At 69.6% G+C, this 12051-nt stretch carries 11 protein-coding genes; 5 read left to right on the plus strand and 6 right to left on the minus strand.

Annotated elements, in window-relative coordinates:
* Nucleotides 1-201 precede the first annotated feature (201 nt).
* The 3 genes from thiE (at nt 202) to JOE48_RS27410 (ending at nt 2474) form a co-directional block, all read left to right on the plus strand.
* Complete coding sequence (gene thiE, locus JOE48_RS27400) at nt 202-912, plus strand: thiamine phosphate synthase (protein ID WP_210034561.1); 711 nt, start codon at nt 202-204, stop codon at nt 910-912.
* Nucleotides 909-1724 (plus strand): bifunctional hydroxymethylpyrimidine kinase/phosphomethylpyrimidine kinase, encoded by an 816-nt coding sequence (gene thiD, locus JOE48_RS27405; RefSeq protein WP_210034576.1) that lies wholly within the window; start codon nt 909-911, stop codon nt 1722-1724. Before thiE ends, thiD begins: the two co-directional genes overlap by 4 nt.
* Before the next feature lie 123 nt (nt 1725-1847).
* On the plus strand, nt 1848-2474 hold the full coding sequence (locus JOE48_RS27410; RefSeq protein WP_210036093.1) for a helix-turn-helix domain-containing protein: 627 nt from the start codon (nt 1848-1850) through the stop codon (nt 2472-2474).
* Nucleotides 2475-2481: 7 nt separating this feature from the next.
* Here the strand turns inward: JOE48_RS27410 and JOE48_RS27415 are convergent, their stop codons facing one another.
* The 6 genes from JOE48_RS27415 to JOE48_RS27440 form a co-directional block, all read right to left on the minus strand.
* Nucleotides 2482-3063 carry an ABC-type transport auxiliary lipoprotein family protein gene (locus tag JOE48_RS27415; RefSeq protein WP_210034578.1) on the minus strand — a complete coding sequence of 194 codons (582 nt, stop codon included), beginning with the start codon at nt 3061-3063 and terminating at the stop codon, nt 2482-2484.
* Nucleotides 3064-3184: 121 nt separating this feature from the next.
* Complete coding sequence (locus JOE48_RS27420; RefSeq protein WP_210034580.1) at nt 3185-4267, minus strand: MlaD family protein; 1083 nt, start codon at nt 4265-4267, stop codon at nt 3185-3187.
* Nucleotides 4268-4365: 98 nt separating this feature from the next.
* Nucleotides 4366-5151 carry an ABC transporter ATP-binding protein gene (locus tag JOE48_RS27425; protein ID WP_245252980.1) on the minus strand — a complete coding sequence of 262 codons (786 nt, stop codon included), beginning with the start codon at nt 5149-5151 and terminating at the stop codon, nt 4366-4368.
* A gap of 22 nt (nt 5152-5173) precedes the next feature.
* Nucleotides 5174-6322, minus strand: a complete 1149-nt coding sequence (locus JOE48_RS27430; RefSeq protein WP_409518618.1) for an ABC transporter permease — start codon at nt 6320-6322, stop codon at nt 5174-5176.
* 68 nt (nt 6323-6390) lie between these two features.
* Nucleotides 6391-7548 carry an MFS transporter gene (locus JOE48_RS27435; RefSeq protein WP_210034584.1) on the minus strand — a complete coding sequence of 386 codons (1158 nt, stop codon included), beginning with the start codon at nt 7546-7548 and terminating at the stop codon, nt 6391-6393.
* Nucleotides 7549-9496: 1948 nt separating this feature from the next.
* Nucleotides 9497-9778, minus strand: a complete 282-nt coding sequence (locus tag JOE48_RS27440; protein ID WP_210034585.1) for a hypothetical protein — start codon at nt 9776-9778, stop codon at nt 9497-9499.
* A 707-nt stretch (nt 9779-10485) separates the two neighbouring features.
* Between JOE48_RS27440 and JOE48_RS27445 the strand changes: the two genes are divergently transcribed.
* The gene (locus JOE48_RS27445; RefSeq protein WP_210034586.1) at nt 10486-11493 is read left to right on the plus strand and encodes a hypothetical protein; all 1008 of its coding nucleotides are present in this window, start codon (nt 10486-10488) and stop codon (nt 11491-11493) included.
* Between the two features lie 67 nt (nt 11494-11560).
* Nucleotides 11561-12001, plus strand: coding sequence for a DUF1489 family protein (locus JOE48_RS27450; RefSeq protein ID WP_210034587.1), 441 nt, complete (start codon nt 11561-11563; stop codon nt 11999-12001).
* Nucleotides 12002-12051 lie beyond the last annotated feature (50 nt).

Here is a 12051-nt window from a genome sequence, read left to right on the forward strand (position 1 = left end):
CCCTCGGATGCGCCACGCGCGGCGGCGGACCCCACCTATAGGGGTACAGGATCACGCCACGTCAACGCCGCCGCATGACGGTTCCCCGCCGAGGACCTGTCGAGCCGCTTGCCAAGACGATGGGGCCTGCCCAAACAGGGCCGCCCGAGCGGGCCGGCACAGGGTCGGCACGGGGCTGGTCGGGCGGAGGCAGCGACGGCGATGCCAGCGAGCACGAATGCGCCAGCGGCCGGGATCCGGACGGTCGACCTGCGCCTCTACGGCCTGCTCGACGTCGGCGTCTGCGGCGCGGACGGCGCTCATCTGGCGCGGCTCGGCGCCGAGGCCGTGGCGGGGGGCTGCACCCTGCTGCAGTACCGCGAGAAGGACATCCCGGATGCCCGCGCGGCCCTCGCGCGGATCCGGGCGATCCAGGAAGCGGTGGGCGGCCGGGTACCGGTGCTCGTCAACGACCGGGTCGACCTTGCCATGGCGGCCGGCGCGGACGGCGTGCATCTCGGCCAGAACGATCTTCACCCGGCCGATGCGCGCCGGCTCCTGGGGGAGGGCGCGATCATCGGCCTCACCGTGAAGAAGGCGGCCCAGGCCGACGAGTTGTACCGGCTGCCCGTCGACTATGCGTGCATCGGCGGCGTGTTCGCCACCACCAGCAAGGACAATCCCGACCCGCCGGTCGGCCTGGAGGGCTTTTCCAGCATCGCCTTTCGGGCCCGGCTCGCCCGGGGCGCGGGCCTGCCGCTCGGTGCCATCGCGGGGATCGGCCCGGAGAACGCCGCCGCCGTGATCGCCGCGGGCGCCGATGGCGTCGCGGTGATCACCGCGCTGTTCGGTGCGGAGCCGGTCCGGCAGCACGCCCGGGCGTTGCGCGCCCGGATCGACGCCGCCCTGACCGACCGGGCGCAGGCACGATGAGCGGACCTGTCCCGATCGCCGTCACCATCGCGGGCTCGGATTCCGGCGGTGGCGCCGGAATCCAGGCGGACCTCAAGACGTTCTCGGCGCTCGGGGTCTACGGCGCCAGCGTCGTCACGGCGCTGACCGCGCAGAACACCCTCGGCGTCCAGGGCATCCACGACGTGCCGGCGGATTTCGTGACCCGGCAGATCGACAGCGTGTTTTCCGATCTCGCCGTGAAGGCCGTGAAGATCGGCATGCTGTCCAGAACCGCGGTGATCGCGGCGGTCGCCGACGGCCTCGCCCGTCACGCCGGGACGATCCCGGTGGTCCTCGACCCCGTGATGGTCGCCACCAGCGGCGACCGGCTGATCGCCGACGAGGCCGTGGCGGTGCTCCGCGACCGGCTGCTGACGCGGGCCGACCTGATCACCCCAAACCTGCCGGAGGCGGCGGTGCTGCTCGGCGAGGCGGTGGCCGAGGACGCGGCGACCGCGGTGGCGCAGGGCCGGCGCCTCGTGGCCCTCGGCGCCCGGGCTGTTCTGATCAAGGGCGGCCACGGGCACGGCCGCGAGAGCAGCGACCACCTTGTCACGGCCGACGGCGCCCTGCGTACCCTGGCGGCGCCGCGGATCGCGACGGCGAACACACACGGCACCGGCTGCACCCTGTCGGCCGCGGTCGCGGCGGGGCTCGCCCGGGGCCTGACGCTGCCGGAAGCGGTGGCGGCGGCCAAGGACTACCTCACGGCCGCGCTCGCCGCGGCGGACCGGCTGGCGATCGGCGCCGGACACGGGCCGGTCCACCACTTCCATGCCCTCTGGTCATAGGCCGACCGGATCACGGCTTTCCCAACCGTCGCGGCGACATCCGCCTTGCAACCGCATGGCGATTGCGTTTGAAGAAGCGTACGATCGTTCGGATAACGGAACGGACCAGGCGGGCCGGTGACGATGCAGGACCAAGCGGAACGGCCCGAACGGGGGCGCGGGCGCGACCTGCTGACCGGGGCGCAGGTCCTCTCAGGGCAGCTCGGCAAGACCATCCAGCGGCTGCGGAAGGCCTACAATCTCTCGCTCTCGGAACTCGCCGAGCAGTCGGGCGTGGCCAAGTCGATCATCAGCCAGATCGAGCGCAACGAGACCAACCCGACGCTGGCGACGATCTGGCGCCTGTCCCAGGCCCTCGACGTGTCCATCGAGCGGGTTCTGGCGGCCGGCGACGAGGAGCCGTTCATCGAGAAGACCTCGCGGGCGGACACGCCGATTCTGGTCTCCGAGGACGGCAAGGTCCGGCTGGCGATCATCGGCTGGCTCAAGACGATCGAGTGGCTGCAATGGTACGAGGTCACGGCCGATCCCGGCGGGGTCCTCGACTCGGACCCGCACCAGCGGGGCTCGGTGGAATCGCTGTCGGTGTCGGAGGGGGCGTTCGAGGTCGAGATCGGCGGCGTCGTGCAGCGCGCGCGGGCCGGCGAGACCCTGCGCTACCGCTGTGACCGGCCCCACCTCGTGCGCTGCGCCGAGGGGCCGGCCCGCGCCACGATGGTGGTGATCCTCAAGGCCGCCGTGATGGAGTGAGGCGCCCTCAGCGCCCCGTATTCACCCAGCGCACCACGTCGGCGAGCACGGTCACCAGCGCCTTATCGAGGGCGCGGGCGCCGTTACCGGCATCGATCTTGGCCACCGGCACCCGGGCCGTGAAGATCCGCGCGGCCGTCACCTTGCCGGTGCCGTCGGCCACGAGCTTGAACGACAAATCGACCACCGCCTCGCCGGTCCCGGCCTGGACGTCGAAGGCGCGGATCTCGCTGATCAGCTGATAATCGGCCACGACCTTGTCGCCCGGCCGGCTCACCGAGCGCAGCCGCCCGGAATTCTCCAGGCTCTGGATGATCCGCGTCTGGATCAGGCGCGGCAGCCGGTCGGCCCACTGGCCGCCGCCCAGGAAGGAGAGCGCGCCGCCGTTCTCGCGCACGATGATCCGGTCGGCCTCGAAGGGCTGAATCCCCACGGGTTCGGACACCGCGATCGAGCGGCCCGCCATGACGGGCCGCCCCGTCGGCGGCAGCGCCTCGAGGTCGAAGGTGAGGGGCACCGCGCCGCCACCGCAGCCGCCCAGAAGGGCGGCGAGCAGAGCAGCGGCGGCAATGTGGGACGAGCGGACCATACACATAACCTGAGAAGCCCCACCGGCGTGCGGCGGAGCTGTATAAGCTATGCGGTTAAAACTAATCCGCTTTGGCACTTGTGCCGTGCGCCCGGACACATCCGCCCGGATCCGCACGTTTTCAGCGGCCGCCGTTGTATTCCGGCAACGATGGCTTGCCGCCGAAGATCACCTGGCTCGGGTCGCGCTCCAGGCTGCGCACTGTGCGGTTGAGCGTGCTCAGCGTCCGCTGTCCGTCGCCCGAGAGGGCCTCGACCTCCCGGCGGCCGGTGCCGCTCAGGCGGCCGAAACTCGTCGAGATGCTGGCGGTGCGCTTGTCGAGGTTCTCCGACATGGTCCGGAACGCCTTGCCGGCGTCGCGCACCGAGATCGCGGCGGCGCGGATCTCCGCGAAGGTGCTCGAGCCCTCCTGGCCGGAGGCGGACCCCAGGAAGCCCTGCGCGCCGTTGAGCACCGCGTCGATCTTGTCGGCCGAGGCGTTCAGCTTGGCGGCGAGCGAGCGGGCGTCGTGCAGGCCCGCCTCGATGTCTGGGCTGGCCTTGGACAGGGCCGCCGAGAAGCGGTCGGCGTTGTCGATCACGTGGCCGAGCTTGACCCCGTCCACCGCCTTGACCAGCGCCGAGATGTTCGGGCCGGCATCGGCCAGCGTCTTCGAGAACGTCTCGACATTGGTGAGCGAGCGGTTGATCGCGCCCTCGTTGGCGGAGACGAGCCGGTCGAGGCGGCCCAGCATGTCGTCGGCCCGCTGCGCGACCTGGCGGGCCAGCGCCATCATGTCCTGCATGTCGGAGGAATCGGCGAAGATCGTCGGCGGCTCGCCGTTGGCCATCGGCGTCAGCACCGGCGCGTCGGCATTGCCGCCGGAGAGCGAGATCACCGAGACGCCGGTCAGCATCGCCGAGTCCAGGCGGGCGCGCGTGTCGGCTCGGAGCGGGGTCGCGGGCTCGACCTTGATCTGGGCGAGCACCCGGCGCGGATCCTGCGGCGCGAGGCGAATGTCGGTGACCTCGCCGACCTTGATGCCGTTGAAGTTCACGCTCGAGCCGCGGGACAGGCCGCCGACCGAGCCCGAGAAGACGATGCGGACGGTCTGGCTGACCTGCCGCGAGGAGCCGCCGGAGAGCCACAGCACGGTGCCGAAGCCCGCCAGGATCACGGCGATGGTGAAGGCCCCGATGAGGGCGTAGTTCGCGCGGGTTTCCATGCGGTCAGCCTGCGGTTCTGCCCGGCGGACGGGGTCCGGCCGGGCGTCTGGCCCCGGCTCCCGGATGGGAGCGGGGCGGGATTGCGGTGGGGCGGCGCTCAGGCATGCAGGGCCGTGCCGCCCATGGCGATGGTCCGGGCGCGCTTGCCGTGGAAGTACGAGCGCAGCCAGGGATGGTCGCTCGCCAGCATCTCGTCGATGGTCCCGGCCGCGATGATCTGGCCGTCGCCGAGCGCGGCGATGCGGTCGCAGGCGGTGTAGAGGCTGTCGAGGTCGTGGGTGACCATGAAGACGGTCAAGCCCAGCGTCTCCTTGAGGGTCGAGACGAGGTCGTCGAACTCGCCCGCGCCGATCGGGTCGAGACCCGAGGTCGGCTCGTCGAGGAACAGGATCTCGGGGTCGAGCGCCAGGGAGCGGGCCAAAGCCGCCCGCTTGATCATGCCGCCCGACAGTTCCGAGGGCAGCTTGTCGGCGGCGTCCGGCTGCAGGCCGACCATCTCGATCTTGAGCCGGGCGAACTCGTCGAGCAGGCGCTCGGACAGGTTCAGGTGCTCGCGCATCGGCACCTGGATGTTCTGCTTGACGGTGAGCGCCGAGAACAGGGCGCCCTGCTGGAACAGCACGCCCCAGCGCTGCTCCATCCGGCGCCGCTCCGCGTAGGTCAGTTCGTCGACGTCGCGGCCGAACACCTCGATGGTGCCCGCCCGCTTCGGGTTGAGGCCCAGGATGGTCCGGGTGAGCACCGACTTGCCCTGGCCCGAGGGCCCGACGAAGCCCAGGATCTCGCCGGCCCGGATGTCGAGGCTCAGGCCTTTCAGGATGTTGCGGTCGCGGAAGCCGACCACGAGGTCGCGCACGCGGATGATCGGGCGAGGGGCGTCCATCGGGGCGGTCATCGCGGCGGTCTCAAAAATCGATCGCGGCGAAGAAGACCGCGAACAGGCCATCGAGGACGATGACCATGAAGATGGACTTCACCACCGAGGCCGTGACGTGGCGGCCCAGCGACTCCGCCGAGCCTTCCACGGCGAACCCCTCGATCGTGGCGATCACCCCGATGGTCAGCGCCATGAACGGCGCCTTGATCAGGCCGACCATCACGTGGTGCACGCCGACCGCCGCCTGGAGCCGGGCGAGGAACTGGTCGAGCGTCAGCCCGCCGTAGAGCATCGCGGTGAGGCCGCCGCCCGCGAGCGCCGAGAGGTCGCCGATCAGCGTCAGCATCGGCAGGCCGATGATCAGGGCGAGCACGCGCGGCACGATCAGGATCTCGACGGGGTCGAGGCCCATGACCCGGAGCGCATCGACCTCCTCGCGCATGCGCATGGAGCCGATCTCGGCGGTGATCGCCGAGCCGGAGCGGCCCGCCACCATGATCGAGGTGAGCAGCACGCCCATCTCGCGCAGGATCAGGAGGCCGATCAGGTTGACCACGAAGGTCTGGGCGCCAAAGCGCTGGAGCTGGAAGATGCCCTGCTGGGCGACGATGCCACCCACCAGGAACGAGATCAGCACGATGATCGGCGTCCCGTTGAGCGCCACCTGCTGGACCTGATTGATCAGGGCGTTGCCGCGGAACGTGCCGGGCCGCAGGGCGACGCGCCCGCAGGCGGCGATCAGCTCGCCCAGGAAGGCGAGGGCGGTTACGAATTCCTGGCCCCCGCGCACGGTCTGGCGCCCGGTGGCGTCGAGCAGGCCGACGACCGGGCCGTGCCGCCGCGGCGGCGGGGCGTCGGCCTCCCGCAACCGGACCTCGCCGAGCAGGGTGCGGTGCTCCGGCCGGACGCCGAGATAGGTCAGGGTGCTGCCCGCCTGCTCGATCTCGGCGCGGGTCCGCTCCAGCACCCAGGCGCCGAGCGTGTCCAGCCGCTCGATCCCCGACAGGTCGAGAGTCAACGGACCGGCGCGGCCGGCCGCCGCGATGCGCGCGGCCGTTGCCTCGACGGTCGGTGCCTGGTCGGCGGTCCAGCGGCCGTCGAGCGCCAGCCGGCCGTCGGCCGGCCGGTCCCGCAGCCCGGCGCCGGCAACGATGCCCTCGCTCAGCAAGACCCTCACTCCTCGATCGAGGCACCACCCTGCCGGGTGGTTATGTCGAGATTACGGTTGATGAAGCGTGTCCAACGTCACCTTGCGCGACGGGCCGCCCGTCCGGATGCGAAGGCGAGCCCGAGGCCCGCCGCAGCCAACGGCGCCATCAGCAGGAAGGCGAGGGGACCGCCGGCCCGGTAAGCGAGGCCGCTGACAAGGGTCGCCCCCACCGAGATCCCGGCATTGACCGCGCTGAGCGTACCCTGCGCCCGCCCGCGGGCGCCGTCCGGGGCGTAGGCCGAGACCGCCGCCATGGCCCCGAGCTGCGTCGCCCCGAAGGTCAGGCCGTGCAGGCACTGGAGCGGCACCAGGGCGGCGAGGCGGTCGCCGAGGAGGAACATGCCGATCGCCCGCAGGATCGCGGCGGTCGCGCCCAGGGCGAGGAGCCGCACCGGGCTGCGCCACGACGCGGGCAAGGCCGGCATGGCGGCGAACAGCACGATCTCGGCGAGCACGCCGGTCGCCCAGAGCGATCCGACCCAGGCCGCCGGGATGCCCTGGCTCGTCCAGTAGATGCTGCCGAACCCATAGATCGCGCCGTGGCTCGCCTGGATGGCAGCGGCCGCGCCGATGCACAGCCACAACGTGAGCGGGAGACGCGGCCGTCCGGCACCCTCCGGCGCCTGGGGCAGGCCCGCCACCGAGCGGCTGCGCCAGGCCACCAGGGAGGCCGACAGGGCGAGGCCGGTGAGCAGCAGCGGCACCGCGAGCCGGCCGCCCAGCGCCGTGAGCAGCAGCCCGCCCGCGAGGTTCGCCAGCAGGAAGGCGACCGAGCCCGCCATCCGGATCCGCGAATAGGCGAGGCGGGCATCGCGGCGGACGGCCGCCAGCGTCAGGTAGTCGATGCAGGGCACGAGCGGCGCGCCGGCCACGGCGTTGAGCACCACCAGCCCGGCTAGGCAGGGCCAGCCGAACCCCGCGGCGGCGGGCATCAGCGCGTAGGTCAGGCCGACCGCGAGGCTACCCAGCATGATCAGCCGGCGCGGCCCGAGGCCGCGGTCGAGCAGGCTCATGAGCGGGGCCGTGGCCACGATCCGCGTGCCGATCGGCAGGGCGAGCAGCACGCCGATCACCGCGGCGTCGAGGCCGAGCGCGTCGAGCCAGACGGGCATGAACGGCATCGCGATGCCGATCTCGGTGAAGACGACGGCGTAGAGCAGCGACAGGCGCGCCGGGCCGGACGGGCGGAGCAAGGCAGGTCTCGAGAGCGGGCTGAAGCGAGCGGTGCGCCGGGGCGCCCGCGGCGGGCGTGCCGGTAAGCGCCCGTTATCTCACGACCCGTCAAGGGCTTGAGAACTCCAGCGCCCGTTCCGTAACGACGAGACTCCGACAAGGAACTGCGGGCCGAGGGGTCTGGGAACAGGAGCCTGAGGATCCCCATCGTGCTGAGACGCTCCTTGAGGAGCCGCAGCCGGGCTCATCCCTGCCGGTTGCGAGATGCGGCGCGCTTGGCACATTGTGATTGGCACGTTGTGATCTGCGGTGCCCTGTCCCGGGCGGGTCGACCCGGCGCCTGGCCTGATCCGCGACGACGGGTGGCCTTCTGCCGGTCCGCTATCGGGGACGGATGCATCGAAGCGGACGTCGCGACCGTAGCCCCTCACGACCCTTTGCGGACCCCGCGCGGGCACCAAGCGTCCGATCTCACTCGCGCGTGAGCCGAGCGGATACGCAACTTGGGTCGGGGATAGGATGGCTGACCACGATCTAGCGGGCTGTGTCCGCGAGGGGAGGACCGGTATCAAGTGCCGCCGGCAGGGGCCTTCGTGTCGACCAGATGACCACGCCGCGATCGTCCCGGAGTGTCGCGCAGCCAAAACGGCCGGCGAGTAGGAGATCGAACCTGGCTTCAGCCTCGCGAGCAGCCTGTGCGTCGGTCTGCGCATTGATCTGTTCGGCAGCGACCGACAGGCCGCTCGCGCAGCGCCGATGGATGGAGCATTCAAGGTGGAACACAGCCATCCACACTCAAGTGCAATATGCCTGCCAGGGCCCGGCACGAAAAAGCCCGCCCGGGTGAACTGGGCGTATCCCGAGGCTCCGGGTTCGAGGACCGCAGGACAAGCGTGACTCAACGACGGATCCGCTGCAGACGTGACGCAGTGCTAAATTTAATCAACCTTCATATAAAACTGATATAAAACTTGACCATCATTGACTTTAGTCACGTGCTGAAATTACACGCATGGCTACTCGCTACTCAAGAGCGAACACCCTGCGGCGGATGCTACCAGCTTACAGCAGGTGCGATCCAGGCTTGATGAGCGGCCAAAAGATCGATTGCGATCTTGCTGTTTAATGTCAGATGAAACGCGAAAATCGAAGCCATATTCAAGTTTCGTCTTTAGGGCTACTGGTATGAAAATCCTGTCCATATCGGCAGCATTGAAAACGAAATCTGGCACTCGCCCATCTCTTGCGCTCGTCGTTGCATCTGTTGTGGCTAGCGTGGCGATCTGGCTGCCGATTTACCTGCGTGCGGGTCGCCTAATCTGGTTTTGGTGAAGGGTCCTTTTTTATTGATCTTTGCTCTGGTAGCCTAGATAGACGCCTACAAGGTAGCCGGATTGATGCGCCAACAGATATGCGAATGTCAACAGGAGTTCGAGCACGTCAAAATCAGAGATTTCGATAAATAATATTATCGATGCGAAAAATATGAGCGCCGACGACAGGACAAGAGCGAACACATTGTGACCAAGGCCGAGAAAGATTCCGGCGACGAACAACAAAGCCGCAACTATCATCCCACTCGTCCGTCTGTACTTGAATAGATAAAATTTTACACGTAGGTGCTTCGATGGATTGCTGGGCTATCGGCACGTAAACCCGTTCTTCGAACCTTTGGTTTTTTCGCGCAAGAAATTACACTCTGGAAACTATAAATAAAGTTAGCAAGACGTTACCGGACCCTTGGTGATTTGAGGCGACGGCTTATGTCGAGGCTGAGCCTTAATCGGCGGCAAGTGCTCCGAGACGCCGTTGAGCGGTTCGCGGCGGGTGCTCGTTGTGAGCGTCACGGGCCCGGACTGGAAAAAGCCCCGTGTGGCGGTGCCGGCTGAACCGCAGCACGGCTCCGCCCCGATCTGCTCACGGGGCGGGGGAGCGTCCGGACGGGGCGACCGACCGCAAATCGCGGCGTCAGTCGCTCTTGCCATCGTCTGAGCCTCTCCGCTCAGCGGCGCGCATCTCAAGCGCGTTGGCCGCGTCGGCGTACAACTCAAAGCGCCGCCTCAGCAGCGCGCGCTTCTTCGCGCTCGTTTTGGTCTCCATCGTCGATTTGGCTTTGTCCGCCTTGCCGCGGAGCTTCGAGGCCAGCTTCCCATAGGCCTCGTCGATCTTGCCAGCGATCTTCTCGCTCTCTTGGCGCAGAGCGTCGGTGTGATCATCGGCAACCACAGCCCCGAGATCCTCCGGCGTCATGCGGGATTGGACCCTTTGCGTTTCGATGAGGGAGCCATGTCGTGATCCGCTGAGCGCGATCGTGGGAGTAGGTGAGGCCAACACCTGCGGTCGAGGTTAGTCCCGCACTCCTGACACATCAGAGGGCCAGGACGCGCTCACCGCTCGCCGCAGGTTTGGTCGTCCCCCGCAGGCGCAGGTCCGCCGCGTCGCACATGTCGACACAGCCGGCATTACCCGTCGGGCATCCCGGCAGAGCGTCCATGAGGCTCCGGATCAGCCTGACGGCGTGCGCATCGTCGGCTCCGAGAACCGGGCCCAGGATTGCAGTGGGGTTGATGGCAGGGAGTTCGAGCCCTCGCCCCTCCACCCGGATGAAGTCCCAGGCCGCCTGCCGAAAGGCCGCAAGCGGCCGGACCGAGCGTCACCGTCGCGCGTGGCGGCGCTGCCCGCGCGCGGCTGCCAGGATGAGCTCGATCGCGAGATCCGATTTCCGCACACGGATCCCGCGGATGGGCCGCCGGTCAGCGCTGGCGCGCACGAGGCGCGGGCGACGCGCTCCGGACCACGAGGACCGTTCCGACCGAGGCGGCACGCGCGAAGGATCGAATGGTCAAGCCGTCGAGAATTTGGTTTTAGGCGCCCGTTAAAGGCACCCTGGCAGAGTGCGGACTTCCGGATCGCGCCCCGCGCGGGCCGTGCCTGCATTGCGCGTTTCGGGGAAGCTCATGTCCGGTTCCAGCAGCCTGAGCGCAAGCCCCTCGGCCGAGTACGAGGCCATCGCGGCGGCGATCTCCGCCACCGAGCGCGGCCGCTGGTTCCTCACCGAGCACGGCCGCCGCAGCCGGGGCGCGGAGACCGAGGTGCTGCTCGGGGCGATCGCCCGTCTCGAGCGGACCGTCACCGAGGACCGCGGCCACGAGGCTTTCGGCAATCTGCGGGGCAACCTCGTCGACATGGCCGACGCGATCAGCCGCACCAAGGCCGAGATCGCGGCGATCAGCGCCACCAACACCGAACAGACCCGCCTGACGCAGGCGTCCCTGGCCCTCGATGCGATCGTGCGCGAGACCGAGCAGGCGACCTCGGACATCCTCGGCTCGGCCGAGGCGATCCAGGAGGCGGCCTGGACCTTCCGTGAGCGCGGCGCCGACGCGTCGGCCTGCGACGCCCTCGACCGCCACGCCACCGCGATCTACACCGCCTGCTCGTTCCAGGACCTCACCGCGCAGCGGACCGCCCGCATCGTCTACACGCTGCGCTACCTCGAGGACCGGCTCTCGGCGATGATCGCCATCTGGGGCAACGACGCGGAGCGCATCCCGCCCTTGCCCGGCGTCAAGCCGAGCGGCGCGGAGGCCGTGCCGTCCGACCTCAACCAGAGCGACATCGATCGCTACATCAGCATGGATGTCCCGGCTGTCACCGCGGCCGCCCTCGTGGCCCGGCCCGGAAGCCCGGCGCTCCACGAGGATCTCGTGTTCCTGCCGGTGGCCAGCGCGGCGGACGACGAACCGGTCGCCGGAGCCGAACCCGCGACTGAGGACGCGGTCGGCGAGCCCAGACCGGCCCCGGTCACCGAGGCGGTCGCGCCGGCCGAGGACGACGCCGGCCTCGACTGGGCCGCCCTCGTCGCGGCGGCTCCGGAGACGGGCCCGGCTCCGGACGAGCCGGCGCTGAGCCTCGCCGAGATCGAGGCCCTGTCGCCGGATCAGCGGCTCGCCCTGTTCGCCTGACAGGCGCGCCGGGGCGCGGAGCCTGCTATCAGGGCCGCCCCGCCGAGAGACCTGAGAACGCGCGTCCGTGGCCCTGCACCTGATCAAGCTCTGCGTCGGACCTGCCTCCATCGCCGATCTCGAGGCGCGGCAGGCCCGGTTCCTGGCGGAGGCCCTCCGGGACGGCCGGACAGCCGCGCCGTTCCACGTCACCCGGACCCTGCCCAAACGGCATCGCGAGATCACCGGACAGGGCTCGATCTACTGGGTGATCCGTGGGACCCTGTCGTGCCGGCAGGCGATCACCGCAATCGAGCCGCTGACCGACGCGGACGGGATCCCGCGCTGCCGGCTGGTCTTCGATCCGCGCCTCGTCCCGGTGGCGCCCCGGCCTTACCGGCCGTTCCAGGGCTGGCGCTACCTGACGGCGGGCGACGCTCCGGCCGATCTCGGGGCGGAGGCCTCGGGCGATCTCGCCGAGATGCCGGAAGCCCTCCGGCGCGAGCTGGCCGGCCTCGGCCTGCTGTGACCAGGGCCCTCCAGGCCGCCCCCTGACATGCGCGTCCCGCCGGAGCCGTG

It is taken from the genome of Methylobacterium sp. PvR107 (assembly GCF_017833295.1).
Lineage (GTDB): Bacteria > Pseudomonadota > Alphaproteobacteria > Rhizobiales > Beijerinckiaceae > Methylobacterium.

Bases quoted from the DNA above. Each gene is read 5' to 3' on its own strand.
- thiE (WP_210034561.1), top strand. From the start codon at position 202: ATGCCAGCGAGCACGAATGCGCCAGCGGCCGGGATCCGGACGGTCGAC.
- thiD (WP_210034576.1), top strand. From the start codon at position 909: ATGAGCGGACCTGTCCCGATCGCCGTCACCATCGCGGGCTCGGATTCC.
- JOE48_RS27410 (WP_210036093.1), top strand. From the start codon at position 1,848: ATGCAGGACCAAGCGGAACGGCCCGAACGGGGGCGCGGGCGCGACCTG.
- JOE48_RS27415 (WP_210034578.1), bottom strand. From the start codon at position 3,063: ATGGTCCGCTCGTCCCACATTGCCGCCGCTGCTCTGCTCGCCGCCCTT.
- JOE48_RS27420 (WP_210034580.1), bottom strand. From the start codon at position 4,267: ATGGAAACCCGCGCGAACTACGCCCTCATCGGGGCCTTCACCATCGCC.
- JOE48_RS27425 (WP_245252980.1), bottom strand. From the start codon at position 5,151: ATGGACGCCCCTCGCCCGATCATCCGCGTGCGCGACCTCGTGGTCGGC.
- JOE48_RS27440 (WP_210034585.1), bottom strand. From the start codon at position 9,778: ATGACGCCGGAGGATCTCGGGGCTGTGGTTGCCGATGATCACACCGAC.
- JOE48_RS27445 (WP_210034586.1), top strand. From the start codon at position 10,486: ATGTCCGGTTCCAGCAGCCTGAGCGCAAGCCCCTCGGCCGAGTACGAG.